We start from the raw sequence: 22,995 nt of genomic DNA, 5'->3' as shown, positions 1-22,995 counted from the left end.
GTCGTTCTCGACCCGTTTCACATCAGTCCTGGGTCGTCGGAGTCGACGCCACGGCGGCTCCCGGGCCGCGGATCGATCGCCGTGGCATGCGTCCCGTAGTCTCGGCCTCCCACTTGGATGCAGGGGATTGGACCCGACCGCCGGACCGAGCGTGCTCGGTCAGTCACACTCCGGTCGTCGCTCGATCCGCGCGGGTTCTGCCGAGGTGTCGGATTCGATGACGATGTCGATGTCGCCGTCCTCGATCCGTACCGAAAACCCATCGATGACGGCGCGGTACCGTTTGTGGTGGTGGCCGTCCTCCCCGTCGATCCGACGGTCCGTCTCCAGCAAGCCGAGTTCGACGAGTGCGTTGAGCCGTCGGAACGCCGTCGGTCGAGACATGTCGGTCGCCGCCGCGACCGCTCGCCCGCTTCGAGGTCGGTCGAGAACGGCCTCGAACGCGGCTCGCGTGTACTCGTCACCGAGTTGTTGGAGCAGCGCCGTCGGATTTTCGTGTCGCCATTCATCGCCTTCGGTCGCCGCGCACGGCGCTTCCGTTGCTTGGTCACGGGGGGGGACTAATTCGCTCGCCATCGGTATGTCGAGAAAACGCCCCGTTGGTGGTATCGATGGTAGCTAGCTACCGAGACTCCGCCACGCCGCCGACACTAGCTATACAGACCTGTCCAGTTACCACTCCTCGCGCGGGATGAGGGGGAAGGGATGGTGACGCTCGACGAGAGACGAAGGACAGACATTTATGCGAAGTCACACCACTACTTCGATCGATGGAGGAACAGGCGGAACTCCCGCACGCGCTGGTGGTGGACGACGAGCGGGAGGTCGCGGACGCGTACGCGCTCCGATTACGTGGGCTGTGTGAGACCAAAACGGCGTACGACGGCGAGTCAGCTCTCGAGACCGTCCGCGACTCTGCTATCGACGTGGTTCTCCTCGATCGGCACATGCCCGGGTTGTCGGGCGACGACGTACTCGACGAACTCGACGCGATGGACTTTGCCGGTCGCGTCATCATGGTCACGGCGATCGATCCCACCTTCGACATCCTCGATATGCCCTTCGACGACTACCTGTGCAAACCGGTCGACCGCGAGGACGTCCGAGCGGCCGTAACCCAGCAGTGTACGATCCTCGGGTACGCAACCCTCAGCGAGTACTTCAGTGTCGAGGCCAAGCGCCAGGTGATCGCAGCCGAACTCCCGGCCGATCGACGGGAGGCACACGACGAGTACCAACGCACTGAAGAGCGTTCACAGCGCCTCGAAGGACGCGCACGACGGCTTCTCGGAAACGCGACGGAACTCTTCGATGCGTTCGACGATATCGCGCGCGAAAGCCGATAAAAAGCTCATCCGCACGTCGTTGCCCCGAACGTGGCCCGGCCCGATTTAGTTCGGCCGCCGGCAGCAGCCGGCGACGATTCTAGCGGCCGAAATCCGAGAGGCTCTCTCCGACACTGAAGTCGATCGGGGCGTCGGTCTCTCCGGTACCCAGTCCGACGGCGAGCATCTGCTCGTCGGGGTTGTCGATCGCTACCGTTGCGCTCGCCTGTGATTCCCCATCGATTTCGACGTCGGTCAGTTCGACGGCAACTTCGTACGATCCCGACCCGTCCCAGACGTCGTCGTATACTGCCACGGACTGGTCGTCGTCGCTAGCTTCGCTTTCCGACGAGGCGATGTCGAACGACTCGTCGAGTGCAGTATCACCAGCGGGACCACTGACGGAGATCGACCCGGCGACGCGCATGTCGGTTTCGTTGAAGACGTTTACCTCTTCCAGCAACTTGTCACCGATGAAATTCAGCAGCTCCGTACAGCCGGCCGTCGTCGCCACTACCGTCGTTCCACTGGCCGCGAGAAACGTTCGTCTGGAGAGCGAACTGCTGTCGGAACCGTTCTTACTGGTCATGATCGGATCGTTCGCACGGTCGGCCGGTATACCCGTAAAGTGGCCCGACCGATCTCCGGCCGAGAAACAATCGATCGGATCCGGACGGCCCGGTGGTCTCTTCGCCCGTCGAACTGCGCCAGTCTCCGTCTCGGTCGGGAGACTCAATTTCCTTCGATGGCGTCGATAAGTATCGCGGCGGCTACGACCAGCTCTCGCGAGACCGTGCTCGCGTCGGCGATCTGGATGTCGTACCGATCTTTCATCGAGAGTCGACCGGAGATCGTCCCCACCTGCGTGCCGTCGACGTCCGTGATCTCGTAGTGATGGGGGATCAGATTCCCAAGGAGCCCGTGTCGAACGAGCCCGACGAACTTCCGGGACGTGATCTCGGCCAGTTTGCTCCCTGACTCGGCGTCACAAATGTTCCAGGTGACTCCGGTAATCTGCTCGAGTACCGAGTATTCGTGCTCGAAAACGACGATATCGTCGCCGCTACGGGCGTCCGTGAGCACGTACTCGCCTTTGTAGTCTCGAATCTGTTGGGCGTTTACGGTACACACTGCGTCGCCGTTCTCGTCGACGAACGGAAATTCCTCCGTTAGTTTGAACGTCTCTTGTTCGCCTTCGAGAACCGTCTCTCCGCTGGCGTCCAACGCTTCGTACTTGTTCCGAACGAGATTCTGTTCGACGGTGTACGTGTCGTCCGAGAGATCAAGGCCATCGATGCCGTATCGACCTGTGCTCATGCGTGGACGGTCAGACACCGTCGGAAAGTAACTGCATGCCGCCTCTCTCGCCGTGAAACACCGGCTGTGGGGCCTCGTTCGACTCACCTCCGGATCGTCGGGTCACCGCCGGTCGTCGTCCGTTCGAGTTTCCCGGACGGGGTTTCTGAGTCTGAAACGCGGCGTGAGAACCTATTTTTCGTCCCAACTACCCACCCGGACACGGAGGTGACCAACCCGGTGGTCTGCGTCTCGTCACAGGGACAATCCGTCGATGACGCGCTCGAAAGGCGCCGTTCGATCAACCGCCTCTGACATCCGTCGTTGCGAACGGTACTCCTGGCAACCGACCCGGGCGGACGAGTGGGGAGACGTCCGTATCGGTCCGCTGAGAGTCGTGCCTTCTTTCTCGTCCGGCGATGGCGACCGGATTCTGTGGTAGTCGCTTCCGTTCTCCCGCTGAGACACGCCCGTACGCGACGCGATCAGTTCTCAGTATTAAGTTCCGCCGCGAGTGGTTTTCTGCGGCCCTCTGTCTCGCGGTGAGTCGATACAATAGTCGGCCGGGCCGTATCCCTTTCCCGGACGCCCCTCTCCAGGACGTGGTCACTCCACCGTGACGCTCTTGGCCAGGTTCCGTGGCTTGTCGATCGACCGGCCCTTCGCGTTCGCGACGTGGTAGGCGAACAGTTGGAAGTAGACGTTGGCCACGAGCGGTTCGAAGATGCCGGCATCGGGGACGTCGAACGTCTCGGTGAGCGAGCTGGCCGCGACGTCGTCGCTCGTCACGCCGATAGTAGGCGCGCCGCGGGCCTGGACTTCGGCGACGTTGTTCAGCGTCTCCTGCGGGCGTGATCCCTCGGTCAGCACGGCGAGGACGGGCGTCTGATCGGTGACTAGTGCCAGCGGACCGTGTTTCAGCTCGCCCGCGGCGAACCCCTCTGCGTGGTCGTAGGAGATCTCCTTCAGTTTCAACGCGCCTTCCAGCGCGACCGGGTGACCGTACTCCCGGCCGACGAAGAAGAACGCGTCCGAGTCGGCGTACTCGTGAGCCGTCTCGCGAATCCGTGCTTCCTCGTCCAGGACCTGCTGAATCGCGCCGGGCAAGCCGGTCAGGTCCTCCAGATGCGATCGCGCCTCGGCAGCGGACAGCTCGCCGCGCTCCCGGCCGATGGCGATGGCCAGAAGCGCGAGCGTACTCACCTGGGAGGCGAAGGTCTTCGTCGCGGCGACGCCGATCTCGGGCCCGGCCCGGATGAACAGCGCGTCGTCGGCCTCGCGAGTGACGGAACTTCCGAGCGTGTTCGTCACCCCGAGTGTTCGCGCGCCGGCCGCCCCGGCCTCTCGAAGCGCCCCTAACGTGTCGGCCGTCTCACCGCTCTGGGTCACCGCGACCGAGAGGGTTCGCCACGGATCGCGCCCGCCCGTGTAGGTGTACTCGCTGGCCATCACCGGCGTCGCCCGGACACCCGCCAGCGATTCGAACAGCGTCGCGGCGTACTGACCGGCGTAGTAGGACGTCCCCATCGCGAGTAACTGGATCTCCTCAAGCGACTCCAGGTACCCTTTCGGAAAGTCCACGTCCAGCGAAGCCGTCCCCGCGTTCACGTCGACGCGGCTCCCGAGCGTCTGGCGCAGCGCCGTCGGTTGCTCGTGGATCTCCTTTCGCATATAGTGTTCGTAGCCGCCCTTCTGGGCCGCGTCGGCGTCCCAGTCGATCGTCGAACGCGTCGGTTCGACCCGTTCGCCGTCTCGATAGATCGAGACCTCCCCCGCCTGGAGGACCGCAATGTCGCCGTCCTCTAGATACGTCACCTCGCGCGTGTGCTCGACCAGCGCTGGCACGTCACTCGCCAGGTACGACGCATCCTCGCCGTGACCGACGACGAGTGGGCTCTCTTGGCGCGTCGCGACGATGCAATCGGCCCCGGTATGAACCGCCGCGACGGCGTAACTTCCTTCCAGCCGGTCCGTCACCGATTCGACGCCACGACGCAACTCCGTCGCGACGCGACTTGATACGCCGTCGGTCGCGCTCCCGCCGTCGGTACGCGACGTGCTCCCGTCGAGGGGCTCCTCGCTTGCGTTCTCGTCGAACGCCGCTTCGAGCAGGTGCGGGATCACTTCGGTATCGGTCTCGCTCGTGAACGTGTGATCGGCGAGTTCTTCGGCGAGTTCCTCGTGGTTCTCGACGATGCCGTTGTGAACGACCGCGACGGAGTCAGCACAATCGGTGTGTGGGTGTGCGTTCGCGTCCGTCGGCGGGCCGTGGGTCGACCAGCGCGTGTGGCCGATGGCGCAGGTCGATGCCGACTCGTCCGGGACCGACAGCGCCGACACCTCGCCCGCGCGCTTCGCGACGGACAGCGTGTCAGACCCGTCCTCGCGAAGAGCGATCCCGGCGGAGTCGTAGCCCCGGTACTCGAGCGTTTCGAGGCCACGATAGACGATCGGACCGGCCGATTCCATGCCGACGTACCCGAAGATTCCACACATGATTAGCCCCTCCTGACGACTGCATCGGTCTCGAAGCGACCGCGGACGCTCGCCCCGCCGGCGATGTCGACGCCGTCACCGACGATCGTTCCGGGCTCGACGGTCGCGCCACCGCCGACGTGGGCGGTGTCGCCGATCACGCCGCCGAATTCGACGTCGTCGTGGACTTCGTTCTCGACGACGACCGAGGCCGGACCGCCGGCGATCGTCGCGTTGGCCCCCACGTGGGCGTTTTCACCGACGACCGCGTCACGGACGACTGCGCCCGACTCGATCACCGCGTCGGGCAGGACGACGGCGTTGGCGACGACGGCGTTCGACTCGACCGTCACGTTGTCGCCCAGCGCTGTCGCGCCGCCGATCGTTGCGTTGGGCCCGACGCGCGCGTTGTCACCGAGGACGATGTCGGCGGCGAGTACGGCACTCTCGTGGACGCCGGTTCTGTCGACTCCGTCTCCCCCCTCGATCGTGGCCGCGGTCACGTACAGCAGGTCCCAGAGGTGGGAGACATCGAGCCAGGTCCCGCGGTAGCGCACGGCCGAGATCGATCCCGTCTCGACGGCCCTCGCGAGCGTCGTCGGGATGCCGAGTTCTCCGGCCTCTTGTGGTGTCTCGCGAATGGCGTCGAAAATCGCGGGCGCGAAGCCGTAGACGCCGGCGTTGATGAGCGACGAGGACGCGGCGGCGTGGGGCTTCTCCTCGATGGAGGCGACGCGGTCGCCATCCAGTGTCACGACGCCGTAATCGCTCGGGCGATCGGAGGGGGTGACGCTCACGACCGGGCCGCCCTCGGCCAGGAGCCGCTCTCGAACCTGTCGAATCAGGTCCGCGTCGACGATGCGATCGCCGTTGAGAACCAGGAAGGGACCGTCGACGGCCCCTTCGGCCTGTGCGACGGCGTGGGCAGTGCCGAGTCGCGTCGGCTGTTCGACGTACTCGATCGCGACGTTCCAGGCGTCGCCGTCACCGAAGTGCGTCCGGATGCGTTCCTGTCGGTGGCCGACGACGAGGACGATCCGATCGACGCCCGCTTCGGCGATGGCCGAAACGACGTGTTCGAGGAGGGGCCGATTCGCCACGGGGACCATCGGTTTCGGGCGCCGGTGGGTCAGCGGCGCCAGCCGCCGCCCTTCGCCGGCAGCGAGAACGATCGCAGGGACCGAAGAATCGCGCATATAGCTGATTTACCCGTGAGACACTTGAATACATCGGGCACGGTCGTCGGGGACGTTGAGGTGGTGGGTTTCAGAACTCGCCACCTCCGAGGGAGCGGTCTTGAATCTGCCACGTCCCCATGGCCAGATTCAGCGGAGAGGCAACTCGAACCCCACGTCTGCGGTCGGTTCCGGATGGCGACATCCCCGAGATAGTTGCACACGTCGAATTCAGTTCAGTGGATGGTATTGCCTCAAATCCAGCCAGGAATCGGTCTCTCTTCCCAGTCTTCGATTGCCCGGATGATGTCAGGGCGTTCAAGGGAATCGTAGAGTTGATACACCATCCCTAGATTCTCCCACAGACCCATCTCTTGGAGTTGTTCGATCGCAAATGGTGTTGCCGCATAGAAAGTCTGGGGCATCGTATTTGGGATCGTCTCGACATCTAGTTCCAACTTCTCGACAAACCCCTTCTCAGTTAGGTCCCGAAGGCGAGGAATCGACGTCCATTCTGCGAGCGACTACTCTTACCACCTCACGAAGCGTCCACATCCAACCGTGTCTAAGGATTGAGTTCTGCATCGGATCTCAGCGTTGTGATTCGCGGAGGATCAGCGGCTCGATGGCAAGTGTCCGTTTCGCTATGGTGACGATGCGAAGGACGTATGAGACGAACAGCATGAATGGAACGAGCGTCACCGCAAACGCACCGCCCACGACGAGGATGATGTGATCGAGGCCGAGTGTGCTTCCTGGGAACGTCCCCGCATCGACGATTCCGACCATGATACCCGCAACGGCCAATGCCGGGACTGCAGCATAGAGAATCATCTGCGACAAGTCGATGAGTGCCCACTGGAAGTACAGCGTCTTGATGTGCTCGCGTGCCGGCCCAAATAGAGACAGCGCTGTTTTGAGGTCGTCAAGCAGGCCGCGTATTTCCTCATTGAGGCTCTCCTCGTATTCGTCCTCAAACCGTTCTACTTGGAATATTTTCCAGCTATAGTTGAAGTTTAGTGCAGCATATACCACATCGAACGAGCCGAACTGTGCATCCTCAAGTTGGTCACGAACTGTGTCAGCGTTTCCAGTGACACTTTCAGCGAATTCGTCGACCTCTTCTCGGAGGTCCTCGTTATCATTCTTGTCAATAGCCTCTCGAAGGGCCGTCGTCCGTTGTGCCGTGATTCCGATGAGCTGCCGAAGGAATTCGGATGGATCGGTAGGACTCGGAGACCCGATTAATTCTTCGGTAAAGTCCCGGACATCCATCGAGCTGGACATACGCTCGCGTTGATCGCCGAGCGGGCCGTTCTCTTGGGAGAGGACGAGCTGACCGATCGTGACGACGAGTGTCGTCCCGGTTACGATGACCGTGATCATCGTCGAGAACATCGTTTCGATCGTGTCCTCGGACGCGATTTGCCGTGAAAACGGTGGGTCGAGGACGGCGACGGCGATGACGAATGCGACGAACACGGCACTGGTCAGGATGGTGGAGACGAGAAGGCGGTTCGCGCCCAGCAGCAACCAGATTTTAATCCGACTCTCGCCTGAGCGCTCGCGCATCGTGTTGGCCGTACTGATGTCGGTCTCGTCAGTCATACTGGCTCACCCGATCGGGCAGGTCGCTTGAAAACGAGGTACTTGGAGCCGCCTCCCTCGTAGTCGATCGTCCCCACGAACTCCCAGCCCTCTGCACCGAGTTGATTCAACTCTGCTTTCGGATCGTCTGCTTCTTTTTGGCTCTCATCGCGCGGTGGGCGAAGCGTCTCGTATTCCCAGTTGGTCACTTCTGATTCGGCCATCACTACTAGTAGGTGCTGCAGCCCTCTATACCCCGCTCCACTACCTCGATAGTGGGAACATTCCTGATACGGAAGACGGCCTGCTTGGACGCCCAGCAATGCACTCAGAACAGAGAACGGATTTATTGGTCCGTCTCTTTCCAGTCGTCCGGGTCTCCTTCACGGAATTCGCCCTTGGCATGGCGCTCGTGGGGCCAGAAGGTGACGACCAGCAGTACGACGTAGAACACACCCACAACAGCAACCACAGCAACCCCGGGGAGACGGGCGATTTCGGCGGCTGTCAGCCAGTCCTGGCGCGGCGCGAACGCTGTAATCCTGAAGACCCATGCGGCCAAGAGGACACTGAGCAGCGCAAGGTACACACGCCGGAGCCGATTGGCGAGGGCTTCGTATACCGAGACTTTCAGCGTTGGCTTGCGATAATCCCTGCTCAGTTCCGCTCGCCAGCCGTGGCTTTCAGTGCCCTGGGACGGATCGAGGGCGTTTGCGAACAGGTTCTCCTGGATGACTCGCGCACGAGAACGAAAGACATCGTAGTCCCGGTACCGCCGCGCTTCGATACCCACAAAGATGGTGACGACGACGATCCCGATCAGCAAGATATAGTGTGGGTTATCGGCACTCGAAAACGCCCACGTCAAGATTGCTGCCATCAGCGTCACCGCCCACGTCGTTGTCTCGTCGAGGCGCTGGCGCCACGTCCCCACTCGGTCTACCTCTCCGCGATAGACGTGGGCCATCAACGAACCGAGTCCCGTACTATCGTCAACCATTTCGCGGCCAATCTCCCGTTGATCCGGTGCAGTTGGGTCGAATTCGTCGCTACCTGAATCGGTCATAGAGGAAAGACATCTCCTCGCTCCATAAGCAAGTAAGGTGACGGAGTACTCTGCGTGACCCGTACTGGAGAACATCGAATAGTACGCATCCCTTCCTACCGGACATTTCACAGTAGATGGTGTCGAACTAATGGGGTTTCAACGGAGCCGAGTTCACACAACTGGCCAACGAGTTACTGAGAAACAGCGGTCTCGCACAGAATCCGATTGGACCAAGTTACCTCATACTCGGTAGTTACGATGCCGGTTCATCGACGAGAGGCGGGCCGAACGATCGGCTCGTTCAAGCTCGCGAAATCCTCCACACCAATCACCATCTGATCGATGCGTGTATCCAGTGCTTACGTCACTTCCGGAGATTTCGTTTCCCGAGTGAGGGCGCAACGACTATTTACGTCCCGGATCCAGGGTGGAATATGCAAACTGTCGTTCTCGCGGCCGGGAAAGGAACGCGGATGCGTCCCCTCACGGATCGCCGCCCGAAACCGATGGTTCCGGTCGCGAACCGACCGCTCGTGGCCCACACCGTCGACGCCGCCGTCGAGGCGGGTGCCTCCTGGATTTTCCTCGTCGTGGGCTACGAGGCCGAGCCGATTCGCGAGTACTTCGGCGAGACGTACGCTGGCGTCCCGATCACCTACGTTCGACAGACGGAACGACTCGGGACGGCCGACGCGGTTCGGGCCGCCAGCGCGTCACTCGACGACGCCCCGTTCGTCGTCCTGAACGGCGACGCGCTGTTCGACCAGGACGGCCTCGACGAACTCTTCGACGGCGGCCCCGCCATCGCCAGTGTCCGGGTCGACGACCCCACCCAGTACGGCGTCCTCGACGTCGACGACGATACCGTCACCGGCATCGTCGAAAAGCCGGCCGACCCGCCGTCGAATCTGATCAACGCCGGCGCGTATCACTTCCCGGCGGCGGCACGCGAGTGGCTCGACGTTCCGAAGAGCGAGCGGGGCGAACACGAACTCACCGACGTCGTCGAGCACACGATCGACCGGGTGGACGTCCGCCCGGTCCCCCTCTCCCGATGGCTCGACGTGGGTCGGCCGTGGGAACTCCTCGAAGCGAACGAGTGGAAGATCGCCGAACTCGCCGACCGGAACGGGTCGAGTACCGACAACACGAGTGCCGAATCGTTCGACGGGACGGTCAGCGACGACGCGACGATCCGCGGCCCGGTCGTCGTCGAATCCGGCGCGACCGTCCGCGAGGGCGTCGCCATCGAGGGGCCCGCGCTGATCCGGTCGGGTGCGACCGTCGGCCCGAACGCCTACATTCGGGGAACGACACTGGTCGGCCAGGATGCCAGCGTCGGCCACGCCGTCGAGGTGAAGAACTCTGTCCTGATGGCCGGTGCTGCGGTCAACCACCTTTCCTACGTCGGTGATTCGATCCTCGGCCGCGACGTCAACTTCGGTGCGGGCTCCGTCGTCGCCAACCTCCGTCACGACGACGACCCGGTCGAACTCACTGTCAAGGGCGAGCGAGTTTCGACTGGTCGCCGGAAGTTCGGCGTCGTCCTCGGCGACGACGCCAAGACGGGAATCGACACCAATCTCAACGCGGGCGTCACGCTCTCGACGGGCGCGACGACGAAGCCAGGCGAATCCGTGACGCGCGATCGGTAACGACGGCCGCGGTGGCGCCGTCACACGATCACGCAGCCACGGACCGGCCGATCGCCACTCCCGCCATCGATCTCTCACGTGGTGGAACGGATCCCAACGTTTTCGAGCGGGCCACCCGGAGTCACCGGCATGTCACTGTTCGGAACGAGCGGCGTCCGCGGCCCGGTCGGGGATGTCGTCACTGCGGAGCTGGCACTGTCTGTGGGGCGTGCGGTCGGCGTCGACGCCGATCGCGTCGTGGTCGGGCGGGACGTGCGCGAGACGGGCGACCTGCTCGTCGACGCCGTCGCCGCGGGGCTTCGAGAGTCCGGGACCGACGTCGTGGACGTCGGGGTCGCGACGACGCCGACGATCGCCCGGTCAGTGGGCTGGCGCGACGCGGATCTCGGGATCGCCGTCACCGCTTCGCACAACCCACCTGCGGACAACGGGCTCAAGCTCTGGGACGAGACCGGCAAGGCGCTCGATCGCGACTCGCTCTCGACGATCGAGGAACGAATCGAGGTTGGCGAAACCGATCTCGTCGCCTGGGACGCCGTCGGCGAGCGAACCTCGTGGACCGAGGCGACCGATCGCCACGTCGACGCACTCGTCGATGCGGTGTCGATACCTGACGAACCGGCACTCGAGCGCCAGCCGTCGGTCGTCGTCGACGTCGGCTCGGGAACGGGGTCGATCACCGCTGCCGCGCTCCGAGAACTGGGCTGTCACGTGGAGACGCTGAACGCGCTGCCGGACGGCCGATTCCCAGCCCGTCCGAGCGAACCGACGCCAGCGAACTGCGAGACGCTGTCACGCGTCGTCGCGACGACCGACGCCGACCTCGGCGTGGCACACGACGGGGACGCCGACCGGCTGGTGGCCGTCACCAAGGACGGGACGATTCTCGACGGTGACGTTCTGCTGGCGCTGTTCGGGTGCGATGCCGTCGAGCGGGCGGATGCCTTAGAGCACACAGGTGGGGAGTCGAGTGAGCCCGCCGTGTCCAGCGACGAGCTCCTCGTCGCGGCGCCGGTCAACACGAGCCTCGCGGTGGACGATGCCCTCGCCGACGTCGGCGCCTCCCTCACGCGAACGCGCGTCGGTGACGGCTACGTCGCCGAGCGAGCCACTGACCCGGCCGTCGTCTTCGGCGGCGAGCCCTCCGGCGCGTGGATCTGGCCGGACGAGACGCCGTGTCCGGACGGCCCGCTCGCGGCCTGCCGACTCGCCGCGCTCGTGGCTCGCGATGGACCGCTCTCCGATCTTGCGGCCGACGTTCCGTCGTATCCGATCCACCGCGAGTCGATCGAAACGGACGAGAAAGCCGCCGTCGTGGGGGCCCTCGCCGCGTCGATCGCCGACGGGGCCGGCCCGGGACCGATCGAGGCCACGGACGATCGCGACGGGCTTCGCGTCGATCTGGGCGACGCCTGGTACCTCCTTCGCGCGAGCGGCACCCAGCCACTCGTCCGGATTACGGCACAGGCAAGGGACGACGATCGCGCCCAGGAGGTGTTCGAGGCCGCCCGACAACTGGTCGACGAGACCGTCGAGCGTGAGTCCGACTGACGCTGGCTCGTTGTTCGAGTCTGCCCGGTCCGTTTCGCGGTTGCTGATGGCATCCCCGAAAGGATATAGCGCCTGGCGGCCGAATGTATCGGCATGCAAGCCGTCGTACTCGCAGCCGGGAAGGGTACCCGGCTCGAGCCGCTCACCGAGGACACCCCCAAGGCACTTGTCGAGGTCGACGGCACCCCGCTCGTCGAAGACGTCTTCGACAACTTGATCGAGATCGGCGCGGCGGAACTCATCGTGGTCGTCGGCCACCTGAAAGAACAGATCATCGAACGCTACGGTGACGAGTACCGCGGCGTCCCCATCACCTACGCCCACCAGCGCGAACAGGCCGGGCTCGCCCACGCGATCTTACAGGCCGAACCGCACATCGACGACGACTTCGTGTTGATGCTGGGCGACAACATCTTCCGCGGGAACCTCGGCGATGTCGTCAATCGCCAGCAGGAGGATCGCGCTGACGCAGCCTTCCTCGTCGAGGAAGTTCCGTGGGAGGAAGCCTCCCGGTACGGCGTACTCGACACGAACGAATACGGCGAAGTCGTCGAGGTTATGGAGAAGCCCGACGACCCACCGTCGAATCTCGTGATGACCGGCTTCTACACGTTCACGCCGGCGATCTTCCACGCTTGCCATCTCGTTCAGCCCTCCGACCGCGGCGAGTACGAACTCCCGGACGCGATCGATCTCCTCATACAGTCCGGCCGCACCATCGACGCCATCCGGATGGACGGCTGGCGCATCGACGTCGGCTACCCCGAGGATCGCGACCGGGCCGAGGAGCTCGTCCAGGAGGCCCAGGCGCCGGAAGTGACGGAGTGAGAACGGTAGTTACTGCGACCGGTCGCGACCAGCCTTCGCGACGCGTCGGCGGTGTTCGACGTCGATTTCGGAGTGATGGGCGGACTCGAACTGCGAATCGATCAGCTTGTTCTGTTGCTCACCCATACGTCCGGATCGTGCGTTTCGATGTACTCGACCCAGCGTTTGACGGCGGTGAGGCGCTGCTGTCGATTCCGGTTGCGCTTTTCGTCGAGCGATTCTCGTTCGGTCGCTTCGGTCACACTCGTCCGTGAACTGCCGTCCCCAAATCTCTTCGCCCAGGCCCACAAACCACTAAGCCCCACACGTCATCCCCACGCGTATGCACGTCTCCATCGTCGGCAGCGGCTATGTCGGGACGACCGTCGCGGCTTGCTTCGCCGATATGGGCCACGAGGTCGTCAACGTCGACATCGACGAGGACATCGTCGACGCGATCAACGCCGGCGAATCGCCGATCCACGAGCCCGGACTGGCGCCCCTGATCGACGAGCACGCCGGCAGTCGCCTGCGTGCGACGACCGACTACGGCGAGATCGTCGACACCGATCTCACGATGCTCTGCCTACCGACACCCCAGCACGAGGACGGGAGTCTGGACCTCGGTCCGATGCGCGCGGCGAGCGAGTCGCTCGGCGAGGCGCTTGCAGACGCCGATGACGCGGCTACCGGGGCACACGAGGATGCAAATCCCGGCACCGACTCCCACCTCGTCGTCGTCAAGAGCACGGTCCTCCCCGGGACCACCGAGGACGTCGTCGGCCCGCTCGTCGCCGAGGCTGGCGGGATGACAGTCGGCGACGACCTCGATCTCGCGATGAATCCGGAGTTCCTCCGGATGGGGACGGCCGTCTCGGATTTCCTGGATCCCGACAAGGTCGTCGTCGGCGCGACGAGCGAAGACGCGGCCGCGACCCTCCGTGCGCTCTACGCGCCGATTCTCGACCAGGATGGAACGGAGTACGTCGAAACGGATGTCCGCTCGGCCGAACTCATCAAGTACGCGAACAACGCCTTCCTCGCGTCGAAGGTGTCGCTGGTCAACGAACTCGGTAATATCGCGAAATCGTACGGCGCGGACGCCTACGAAGTGCTCGACGCGGTCGGGCTCGACGACAGAATCTCGGAGCGATTCATGCGCTCCGGGCTCGGCTGGGGTGGCTCGTGCTTTCCCAAGGACGTCAACGCGTTGCGGGCTGGGGCCCGCGACCAGGGTTACGAGCCGGGTCTGCTCGATGCGGTCGTCGCCGTCAACGACGGCCAGCCCGATCGTCTCGTCTCGCTACTGGCCAATCACGTCGACATCGAGGGCGCCAGAATTACCGTCCTCGGCCTCTCGTTCAAGCCGCACACCGACGACATCCGGAAGTCCCGTTCGCTGCTAGTGATCGATCGGCTCCGCGAGCGGGGCGTCGACGTGGTCGCTCACGACCCGGTGGCGATCGAGAACGTGCGCGAATACTACGCCGAACGGAACGGCGGGTCCGCCGACTCGGCTACCGACGTCGAAACGGGATCGCTCACCTTCGAAGAATCCGTCGCGGAGGCACTCGCGGGGGTCGACGGTGCCGTCCTGGCCACCGACTGGCCGGAGTACGACGACCTGCCGGTCGAGACCATGAACCAGCGAATCCTCGTCGACGGACGTCGGATCGACGTCGATCGAGATCGGCTGGACGCCTACGACGGATTGACGTGGTGACCGAACGCCGGCCCACCGTCTCAACCACGGAGACTCTCATGCACGTAGATATCATAGACGCGACGATCGAACTTGACGAGTCGTTCGTCGACGCACCGCCGGCCGAGATCCGTCGGCAAGTCCGAGACTACGAGCGAGGCGGGCGAACCGAGTTCGCCCTCGAGATCGCTCTTCCCGACGGGTTTCTCGGCGACGTGATGAGTGCGATGGCCCAGATTCCGTACGGCGAGACCCGTACCTACGGCGAACTCGCCACTGCCCTCGATACTGCGCCGGTCGCGGTCGGCCAGGCCTGCGGTCGAAACCCGGTCCCCTTGCTCGTTCCGTGCCATCGCGTCGTCGCGACCGACGGTGGTCTGGGTGGCTACTCGGCGACCGGGGGCGTGGCGACGAAACGGCGATTGCTGGACCTGGAAACGCGCATGATTGGGCGGTCAGTCCAGTCTCACTTGCCCACTGACGGGTGAGCGATTCGAAGCAACTGCCGCCAGGTGGCGACAACATTCCACCAAAACCCCACCGCTAAGTGCCGTGGTCGCACACCCTCTGGCAATGAACGGCAATCGCTTCGGCCGACTCTTTCAGGTGACGACGTACGGGGAGAGCCACGGTCCCTCGATGGGCTGTACCGTCTCGGGTTGTCCCGCTGGCCTCGAACTCTCCGAAGCGGATATCCAGCGCGAACTCGACCGGCGAAAGCCGGGCCAATCGAAGATTACGACGAGCCGCGGCGAACCGGACGCTGTCTCTATCGAATCGGGGATCCAGGACGGCTTCACCACGGGAACGCCGATCGGCCTCACGATCGAGAACAAGGACGCCCGCTCGGGCAAGTACGAGCCGTTCATCACCGCGCCGCGACCCTCCCACGGTGACTTCACTTACTCCGCGAAGTTCGGCACGCGCAACTGGGGCGGCGGCGGGCGTTCGTCGGCCCGCGAGACGGTCAACTGGGTCGCGGCGGGCGCCATCGCGAAGAAATTGCTTGCTCGCGAGGGCATCGAGATCGCCGCCCACGTCTGCCAGATCGGTGATATCGAGGCCCCCGAGGTTCCGTTCGACGAGATCCGCGAGCGCGTCGACGAGATGGACGTTCGTTGTGCGGATCTCGATACCGCCGAGCGAATGCAAGAACGTATCGAGGAGTACCAGCGGGAAGGCGACTCGATCGGCGGCGGGATCTACTTCGAAGCCCGCGGCGTCCCCGTCGGGCTGGGCGCCCCCCGATTCGATTCGCTGTCGGCTCGTCTCGGCCAGGCGATGATGGCCGTCCCCGCCGCGACGGCGTTCGAGTTCGGCCTCGGCCGCGAAGCTAGGGAGTACGCGGGGACGGATCGAAACGACGAGTGGGAGTTCGACGAGGATGGTAACCCGAAACCCGCCGACGACGACCACGGGGGTATCCAGGGCGGCATCTCCTCGGGTGAACCGATCTACGGCGAGGTCTCCCTGCACGCACCGACGTCGATCCCCGCCGAACAGCAGACCGTCGACTGGGAGACCGGCGAAGTGATAGAGGACGCACAGGTGATCGGCCGGCACGATCCGGTCTTGCCGCCCCGCGGTGTTCCCGTCGTGGAGGCGATGCTCGCGCTCACGCTGGTCGACTTCATGCTCTTGTCCGGGCGGCTGAACCCCGACCGGGTTGACGACGATCCGGGCGAATACGACACCGACTATCATCCGTCCAATCCGCGAACCGAGTAGCGACGATCGCCGCCGATCTCGCCTGCACGGTCGTGGGGTTCATGCCTGATGGCCCGATGCCTACCCGCGCTACAGATGCTTCCGTTACGTCTGTTACGTGGCAGCCCGCTCCGGTGGCTTCCCGCTCGTTTGTTCCGTCACGCCCGTGATCTCGAATCGGGCACCTCCCTCCTGGCTCTCTGTCACGCCGATCGACCAGCCGTGGGCGGCTACGATCTCGGCGACGATCGCGAGGCCGAAGCCCGTCCCATCGGGATCGGACGTGTAGCCCTGTTCGAAGACGTCGTCGCGCTTGGCCGGGTCGATCCCGGGGCCGTCGTCTTCGACGAAGAAACCCGATCGATCTGGGAAGGCGCCGGCGGTGATGGCGACATCGTCGCCCGCGTGATCGAGGGCGTTGCGAAAGAGGTTCTCGAAGAGGCGGGTGAGCCGGTCGGAGTCGCCGGCGAAGTTCAGATCGGTCTCGATCGTACACTCGGCGTCGGGACCGTCGACCATCTCCCAGGAGTCGGCAGTGACCGTCGAGAGGGTGAGCGGTTCGCGGCTTTCGACTGTTTGGCCCTCTCTGGCGAGGACGAGGACGTCGTCGATCAACGTCCCCATTCGATCGAGGGCGGCCTCGATTTCGGCGAGGTTTTCGTCGTCTGGATCCGTTTCCCGTGCGATTTCGAGACGACCCGTCGCCACGTTCAGGGGGTTTCGCAGGTCGTGGCTCACCACGCTGGCGAAGCGATCGAGTCGGTCGTTTTGCCGCTCGAGTTCACGTCGGTACGCCTTGCGTTCGGTCACGTCGGTGAGGACGATCGTTCGGCCGAGGTCGGCCGTTCCGCTGGCGAGCGGACTTTCAGTTACCCGGAGGTACTGCGTGTCTCCGCTCCGTTCGATCGGGATGATCGGATCGTCTCCGTGTATCCGTTCGGTCACCGTCGGCAGGATGGCGTCGAGCGGCTCGCCGTGCGATCCATCGAGTGCCGGGAAGACGGTCCGCGCCGCGCGATTCGTGTCTCGGATCCGTCCATCGCTATCGAGCGAGATGAGCGGTGTCTCTCGTTCGCCGGCGACTCTGACCGCTTCGAACTGCTCGAGCGAGACGAACGCGACGCCGACGGCGAAGACGGCCACGCCGAGTGGCTCGTAGGTCATGTCCACGAGGTGGGGCGTCGTGGCGCCGACGATATCACCGACCACCGGGAGTCCGGTCAATCCGACCAGAACGAAGAGCGGGCGAGTATCGTGGTCGACGGCGGTGAAGAGTTCGAACAGCATGAAAAAGCCCACGAACGTCAGTGCGTAGGCCAGTCCCATCGCGGTCCAGTGGAGCGGCCCGGTCTGGATCGCGAGATGGGGAAAGGGTGTCGTCGCCTCCACGGTCGAAAAGTACCCCTGGTGGAGTGGATTCGTGACCTTCAGGGCGATGACGGGGAGCAAGACGGCCAGCCCGAGGCGCCGGTACGTCGGATTTCGGTGGTAGCCACGTCCCGTGTAGGCTGAACAGAAGTACAGCCAGGCTCCGACCGCGGTGAAGCCAAGAACGAGCCCACTCACGTAACTCGCGAGGGTGAGTGCTCGCGTCGGGGCGACGAGGTACCCAACCTGTGAACCGGCCCACCCACCGCTCGTCACCAGCAGTGCACCGAGACCGCGTCGGGTGTCGGTGTCGGCGATCGCCGACAGTCGGCTGAGGCTGACGAGACAGGCGAGTGCGGCGAGGGAGAAGGCCGTCACGTACAGCAAGTAGCGCGAGTCGATCGCGGCGAGCGTCGCTGGGTCGAACCCGGAACCGGGGGTGTAGCGCGTGACGGTGACTCGGCCGACGACGTGATCGGGCAGCAGATCCGCAATCGCAACTGAGACTGTACTCACGATACGAACGAGTGACGGTCGGGACATATGACTCTTCTAGCCGATAGCCAACAGGAGCCCGTCACCTCGAATCGGGCGCCACCGCCGCTGGTCGTATCTTTCTCTGTCTCTCACAATCGCTGAAAGTTCGTGGTGATTCTACATTCCTCACGATAAATGCATGGCAATCGATAGCAAAGGCTTTAGGCGGTCTGTGGCAAAATTCGCGCACGGACCAGCGGGGCTATCGGTCCCAGTTTCATACACATGACTACCGACGAACTCATCTGGCGGATCGCAGGCGGTTCCGGCGACGGGATCGACTCGACGAGCCAGAACTTCGCGAAGGCCCTGATGCGCTCGGGCCTCGACGTCTTCACGCACCGCCACTATCCGTCGCGGATTCGGGGTGGCCACACGTACGTCGAGATTCGGGCGGCGGGCCACGACGTACAGTCACGTGGCGACGGCTACAACTTCCTGCTCGCGCTGGGCGACTCGTTCGCCCGTAACCCGCAGGACGAGGCCTACTACGGCAACGAGGAACTGAAGCCACTGTCGGAGAACTTGGACGACTTGAACGAAGGCGGGATCATCGTCTACGACGAGGGGCTGCTCGACGAGGACGATGTCGCCGAACTCGACCTGGAGGCGCGGGCCGAGGAGAACGGCTGGCACGTCTACCCCGTCGACCTTCGCGACCTCGCGAAAGAACACGGTCGCGAGGTCATGCGCAACACCGCGGGTGTCGGCGTCACTGCCGGCCTGATCGGGATGGACCTCGCCCATATCGAGGACCTGATGGAAGACGCCATGTCCGGCGACGTGCTGGAGGCCAACCTCCAGATTCTGCAGGAAGCCTACGAGATGGTCGACGAGTTCGACACGTCCCACGACCTCACGGTCCCCGAAGGGAGCCACGAGACCGAACAGGCGCTCCTCTCGGGCTCGAACGCAATCGCCTACGGTGCTATCGACGCCGGCTGTCGCTTCATCTCCGGCTACCCGATGACGCCGTGGACGGACGTCTTCACCATCCTCAGCCAGAACTTCCCCGACATGGGCGGCGTCGCCGAACAGGTCGAAGACGAGATCGCTGCGGCCGCACTCGCCGTCGGTGCGAGTCACGCCGGTGCGAAGGCCATGTCCGGTTCTTCGGGCGGCGGCTTCGCGCTGATGTCCGAACCGCTCGGGCTCGCGGAGATGACCGAGACGCCGATCGTCCTGCTCGAAGCGATGCGAGCGGGCCCCTCGACGGGGATGCCGACCAAGCCAGAACAGGGTGACCTGGAACACGTCCTCTACACGAGCCAGGGCGACTCCTCGCGCGTCGTCTTCGCCCCCGGCAACGTCGAGGAGGCCTACGAGCAGACCCGCATCGCCTTCGAGATCGCCTACGACTACCAGATTCCGGCGATCATCGTCTACGACCAGAAGCTCTCGGGCGAGAACACCAACGTCGACGTCGAGTTCTTCGACCGCGAACCCGCGCCAGACCTCGGCTCGACGCTGACCGAGGACGAACTCAAGGAGGCCGCCCACGACGCTTCGGGCAAGTTCGAGCGCTTCGGCTACGACGACAACGAGCGCGGCGTCAGCCAGCGCTCGATCCCCGGACAGCAAGGCGGACGCTACCTCGCGACGGGCAACGAGCACTCGCCGGTCGGGCACATCAGCGAAGACCCAGACAATCGCGTCTTCCAGATGGAGCGTCGTCTCGAGAAACTCGAGCACATTCGCGACGATCTCGACGAAGGCGAGACGAACCAGACGTACGTCGGTCCCGACGACGCCGACTACGGCCTCATCACCTGGGGGTCGAGCCAGGGCGCCGTCTTCGAGGCCGTTTCCCGACTGAACGACGAGGGCCACTCGGTCAAGGCGATCGGTGTCTCCGACATGATGCCGCTGGCCGAGGACGAACTCGTCGAGTTTATCGAGAGCGTCGACGAGGCGATGGTCGTCGAGATGAACGCGACCGCACAGTTCCGCGGGCTGATCCAGAAGGAGCTCGGCCGCTACGGCGAGAAGCTCACCAGCCTGCTGAAGTACAACGGGAACCCGTTCGAGCCCGCCGAGATCGTCGAGAGCTACGAGATCCGCCTCGACGGCGGCGCGGCAGAACCCAGTGCACAGGTCCGGATCGAACCGGCCGCAGGTGACTAACAATGAGTGCGTTCAACGCAATCGGCGACGACCGCGAGATCGACCGTGACGAGTACACCCCGAGCGTCGAACCCCAGCCCACGTGGTGTCCCGGCTGTGGTGACTTCAGCGTCCTGAAGGCGCTGAAGCAGGCGCTCCCGGAGGTCGGAAGAAACCCGGAGGAAGTCCTCTGTGTGACGGGGATCGGCTGTTCGGGCAAGCTGAACAGCTACCTCGACTCTTACGGCTTCCACACGATCCACGGCCGATCGCTGCCGGTCGCTCGCGCGGCGAAGCTGGCCAACCCCGGCCTCGAAGTGATCGCCGCCGGCGGTGACGGTGACGGCTACGGCATCGGGGGCAACCACTTCATCCACTCTGCCCGCGAGAATCACGACATGACCTACATCGTGTTCAACAACGAGGTCTTCGGCCTGACGAAGGGCCAGACTTCGCCCACGAGCCCGAAAGGTCACAAGTCGAAGACCCAGCCCTCGGGCAGCGCCAAGGATCCGCTCCGACCGCTCTCGATGAGTCTCACCGCGGGTTCGAGCTACGTCGCCCGCACCGCCGCAGTGAACCCGAACCAGGCCAAGGAGATCCTCGTCGAGGCCATGGAACACGACGGCTTCGCCCACGTGGACTTCCTCACCCAGTGTCCGACCTGGAACAAGGACGCCCGCCAGTACGTGCCCTACGTCGACGTCCAGGAATCCGACGACTACGACTTCGACATCACCGACCGGCGTGAGGCCGCCGAGATGATGTACGAGACCGAGAGCGCCCTCTACGAGGGCGAGGTGCTCACCGGTCGCTACTACGTCGACGAGGACCGCCCGTCCTACCAGGAAGAGAAGCGAGCGCTCGGCGAACTCCCCGACGAACCGGTCGCCGAACGCTACTTCGACGACGATGCCGAGTGGGAGCGCAGCTACGACCTGCTCGAACGACACACGTAACGTCGCCCACTTTTCTTTCGTCGCCGTGTTCAGTTGCCAGATTGCGCCGGCGACCAACCCTTGGCGAAGAGCCTGGTGAACCAGCTTCCGACCAGCAAGAGCACGAGGAGCACTCCGAGAGCCGTCGGGTCGAACCCGACGATCATCTCGCGGAGCCCGTACCCGAGGGTCACGCTGCCCATGAGCAGGGCGACCGCGCCGACGCGTCTCCCGGCGACGGTTCGATCGACGGCACCCGATTCGTCGAAGTCGGCGTGGAGGTCGACGCGGTCCCGGAACGCGATGAGGTAGCCGAGGCCGAGCATGCAGACCCCGCCCAGGGCCCAGACGCCGCCACTCAGCCAGTGCACTTCGACCATTGTCGGTGACTCCGTGGGTGTGAGAAATACGTCTTGTGTTGCTCACCGGGCGGGTCGATTTCGTTCGCGTCCGCGAGAACTGACTGGCAGTCGCAGGGGTGAACCGTCAGGATCACGAACGTGTGCACGACGGTTTTCGATACAAAAGATATTTTTCCGCTGGCGCAAATTTTCCTCCTATGAGTACCCAGTCGACCCGGGACCGTATCCTCTCCGTCCTGGAGTCGGACGCGCAAGCTTCCTACGCCGATATCGCGGAGCAGGCCGATGTCTCGAAACCCACGGTCAGAAAGTACATCGACGAACTGGAATCCGAAGGAGTGATCGTCGGTTATTCGGCCGACCTCGATCCGAAGAAACTCTCGAACCAGCTCATCTCGCTCGTGGGAATGGACGTCGAGAGCGAATCCTACATCGAGGCCACGCAGGCGTTGAAGGAGATGGACGTCGTCGAGAGTCTCTACAGCTGTACGGGCGATCACATGCTCCTCGCGGAGGTCCGTGCCCCTGACGGGGACGAACTCGGCTCGATCATCAACGAGCAACTCCTCGCGGTCGACGGCATCACGGCAGCCCACCCCTGCTTCCTGCAGGAGCGACTGAAATGAACGCACGTGACGGGGACCGCCGCGGTCGAGACAGCCGCTCGATCGCCCGTTCGACGACGCGTCGACGTGTTCTCGCGGCTGCGGGTGTCGGTGGTGTCTCGCTCGTCGCCGGGTGTGTGGGTGGCGAAGAAGAGCCGGACGGACCCGACGACCCGTCGGATGACGGGTCGGACGTCCCCTACACCGCAGCCGGGAACGCCATCGACGACCACCCGATCGACGAACCGGTCAAGTTCATCCGATCTCACAAGTGTCCTGTCTGTGGGATGGGGCCGGCGGATTACGCCGGGTGGGCCTGTCAACTCGCTCACGCGGACGGCACTGGCCTGTTCTTCGAGTCGCCGGGCTGCCTCCTCGCATACGTCGTCGTCCCGCGAGCCCATCCGACCGACGCACCGATCGAGCGCATCTGGTTCGTCGACGCCGTGAAAATCGAACTGTTCGATGCCGCAGACGGCTACCTCGTCGCAGAGACCGAACTGGAGAATCAGAACGGGCCGATGGGCGGGAATCCGGTCCCGTTCGCGACGCGTGAGCGCGCGGCGGCGTACGTCGAGGACGCGGATCACCTGGACGAGGATGCGATCATCACCATGGACGACGTGGATTTCGAACTGGCCGACTTCTATCGGGGCAATCGGATGCCCGACGCGCCGACCGCCACGGGCGACTGAACCTGCTCACGAAGCGACTGCCGCGGTCGAAAAGGATTGGGTGCTGGCCCGGCTGGGCA

At 64.0% G+C, this 22,995-nt stretch carries 22 protein-coding genes; 11 read left to right on the top strand and 11 right to left on the bottom strand.

The features are described from left to right. Positions 1-159: 159 nt before the first annotated feature. Positions 160-576 (bottom strand): helix-turn-helix domain-containing protein, encoded by a 417-nt coding sequence (locus C479_RS03405; RefSeq protein ID WP_007697832.1) that lies wholly within the window; start codon positions 574-576, stop codon positions 160-162. Between the two features lie 194 nt (positions 577-770). Between C479_RS03405 and C479_RS03400 the strand changes: the two genes are divergently transcribed. Continuing rightward, the gene (locus C479_RS03400) at positions 771-1,346 is read left to right on the top strand and encodes a response regulator (protein ID WP_007697830.1); all 576 of its coding nucleotides are present in this window, start codon (positions 771-773) and stop codon (positions 1,344-1,346) included. Positions 1,347-1,425: 79 nt separating this feature from the next. On the opposite strand, the gene C479_RS03395 is transcribed toward C479_RS03400, so the two are convergent. The 7 genes from C479_RS03395 to C479_RS03365 all read right to left on the bottom strand — a co-directional run bounded on the left by C479_RS03395 (position 1,426) and on the right by C479_RS03365 (position 8,924). Further along, on the bottom strand, positions 1,426-1,914 hold the full coding sequence (locus C479_RS03395) for a hypothetical protein (protein WP_049907056.1): 489 nt from the start codon (positions 1,912-1,914) through the stop codon (positions 1,426-1,428). Positions 1,915-2,057: 143 nt separating this feature from the next. Next, on the bottom strand, positions 2,058-2,642 hold the full coding sequence (locus C479_RS03390) for a hypothetical protein (protein WP_007697826.1): 585 nt from the start codon (positions 2,640-2,642) through the stop codon (positions 2,058-2,060). A gap of 585 nt (positions 2,643-3,227) precedes the next feature. Beyond that, positions 3,228-5,117 carry a glutamine--fructose-6-phosphate transaminase (isomerizing) gene (glmS, locus tag C479_RS03385; protein WP_007697825.1) on the bottom strand — a complete coding sequence of 630 codons (1,890 nt, stop codon included), beginning with the start codon at positions 5,115-5,117 and terminating at the stop codon, positions 3,228-3,230. Positions 5,118-5,119: 2 nt separating this feature from the next. Further along, complete coding sequence (locus C479_RS03380; RefSeq protein WP_049907032.1) at positions 5,120-6,292, bottom strand: sugar phosphate nucleotidyltransferase; 1,173 nt, start codon at positions 6,290-6,292, stop codon at positions 5,120-5,122. Between the two features lie 570 nt (positions 6,293-6,862). Next, the gene (locus C479_RS03375) at positions 6,863-7,879 is read right to left on the bottom strand and encodes a hypothetical protein (RefSeq protein ID WP_007697820.1); all 1,017 of its coding nucleotides are present in this window, start codon (positions 7,877-7,879) and stop codon (positions 6,863-6,865) included. After that, entirely contained in the window at positions 7,876-8,082 is a 207-nt protein-coding gene (locus C479_RS03370; protein ID WP_007697817.1) for a DUF4177 domain-containing protein, read from the bottom strand. Before C479_RS03370 ends, C479_RS03375 begins: the two co-directional genes overlap by 4 nt. Positions 8,083-8,204: 122 nt before the next feature. Next, positions 8,205-8,924: a DUF2270 domain-containing protein gene (locus C479_RS03365; protein WP_007697811.1), complete on the bottom strand. Its 720-nt coding sequence runs from the start codon at positions 8,922-8,924 to the stop codon at positions 8,205-8,207. A 416-nt stretch (positions 8,925-9,340) separates the two neighbouring features. On the opposite strand from C479_RS03365, the gene glmU reads away from it, so the two are divergent. From glmU to aglF, 3 genes are all read left to right on the top strand, one after another. Continuing rightward, positions 9,341-10,561, top strand: a complete 1,221-nt coding sequence (gene glmU / locus C479_RS03360; RefSeq protein WP_007697808.1) for a bifunctional sugar-1-phosphate nucleotidylyltransferase/acetyltransferase — start codon at positions 9,341-9,343, stop codon at positions 10,559-10,561. Between the two features lie 135 nt (positions 10,562-10,696). Continuing rightward, entirely contained in the window at positions 10,697-12,112 is a 1,416-nt protein-coding gene (gene glmM / locus C479_RS03355) for a phosphoglucosamine mutase (protein WP_049907055.1), read from the top strand. A gap of 93 nt (positions 12,113-12,205) precedes the next feature. Then, positions 12,206-12,940 (top strand): UTP--glucose-1-phosphate uridylyltransferase AglF, encoded by a 735-nt coding sequence (gene aglF, locus C479_RS03350; RefSeq protein ID WP_007697798.1) that lies wholly within the window; start codon positions 12,206-12,208, stop codon positions 12,938-12,940. A 101-nt stretch (positions 12,941-13,041) separates the two neighbouring features. Here aglF and C479_RS16665 read toward each other — a convergent pair whose 3' ends face one another. Then, a complete protein-coding gene (locus C479_RS16665) occupies positions 13,042-13,182 on the bottom strand; it encodes a hypothetical protein (protein ID WP_206536711.1) in 141 nt (46 codons plus the stop codon). Between the two features lie 80 nt (positions 13,183-13,262). Between C479_RS16665 and C479_RS03345 the strand changes: the two genes are divergently transcribed. The 3 genes from C479_RS03345 to aroC all read left to right on the top strand — a co-directional run bounded on the left by C479_RS03345 (position 13,263) and on the right by aroC (position 16,349). Next, positions 13,263-14,642, top strand: a complete 1,380-nt coding sequence (locus C479_RS03345) for a UDP-glucose dehydrogenase family protein (RefSeq protein WP_007697792.1) — start codon at positions 13,263-13,265, stop codon at positions 14,640-14,642. A 38-nt stretch (positions 14,643-14,680) separates the two neighbouring features. Further along, positions 14,681-15,109 carry a methylated-DNA--[protein]-cysteine S-methyltransferase gene (locus C479_RS03340; RefSeq protein WP_049907031.1) on the top strand — a complete coding sequence of 143 codons (429 nt, stop codon included), beginning with the start codon at positions 14,681-14,683 and terminating at the stop codon, positions 15,107-15,109. 85 nt (positions 15,110-15,194) lie between these two features. Further along, positions 15,195-16,349, top strand: a complete 1,155-nt coding sequence (gene aroC / locus C479_RS03335; protein ID WP_007697786.1) for a chorismate synthase — start codon at positions 15,195-15,197, stop codon at positions 16,347-16,349. A gap of 93 nt (positions 16,350-16,442) precedes the next feature. Here the strand turns inward: aroC and C479_RS03330 are convergent, their stop codons facing one another. Continuing rightward, positions 16,443-18,239, bottom strand: a complete 1,797-nt coding sequence (locus C479_RS03330) for a sensor histidine kinase (protein WP_007697784.1) — start codon at positions 18,237-18,239, stop codon at positions 16,443-16,445. Between the two features lie 219 nt (positions 18,240-18,458). Here C479_RS03330 and C479_RS03325 point away from each other — a divergent pair, with 219 nt between their 5' ends. Beyond that, a complete protein-coding gene (locus C479_RS03325) occupies positions 18,459-20,357 on the top strand; it encodes a 2-oxoacid:acceptor oxidoreductase subunit alpha (protein ID WP_007697782.1) in 1,899 nt (632 codons plus the stop codon). 2 nt (positions 20,358-20,359) lie between these two features. Further along, positions 20,360-21,295, top strand: a complete 936-nt coding sequence (locus C479_RS03320) for a thiamine pyrophosphate-dependent enzyme (RefSeq protein WP_007697779.1) — start codon at positions 20,360-20,362, stop codon at positions 21,293-21,295. A 29-nt stretch (positions 21,296-21,324) separates the two neighbouring features. On the opposite strand, the gene C479_RS03315 is transcribed toward C479_RS03320, so the two are convergent. Next, entirely contained in the window at positions 21,325-21,654 is a 330-nt protein-coding gene (locus C479_RS03315) for a hypothetical protein (RefSeq protein WP_007697776.1), read from the bottom strand. Between the two features lie 179 nt (positions 21,655-21,833). On the opposite strand from C479_RS03315, the gene lrpA1 reads away from it, so the two are divergent. Further along, positions 21,834-22,262 (top strand): HTH-type transcriptional regulator LrpA1, encoded by a 429-nt coding sequence (lrpA1, locus tag C479_RS03310; protein WP_007697772.1) that lies wholly within the window; start codon positions 21,834-21,836, stop codon positions 22,260-22,262. Then, positions 22,259-22,936, top strand: coding sequence for a nitrous oxide reductase accessory protein NosL (locus tag C479_RS03305; protein ID WP_007697769.1), 678 nt, complete (start codon positions 22,259-22,261; stop codon positions 22,934-22,936). The genes lrpA1 and C479_RS03305 overlap by 4 nt, the downstream gene beginning before the upstream one ends. Positions 22,937-22,995 lie beyond the last annotated feature (59 nt).

Source organism: Halovivax asiaticus JCM 14624, assembly GCF_000337515.1.
GTDB lineage: Archaea > Halobacteriota > Halobacteria > Halobacteriales > Natrialbaceae > Halovivax > Halovivax asiaticus.
Note: the sequence above shows the minus strand (reverse complement) of the source record. Positions and strands in the feature narration are given on the sequence as shown.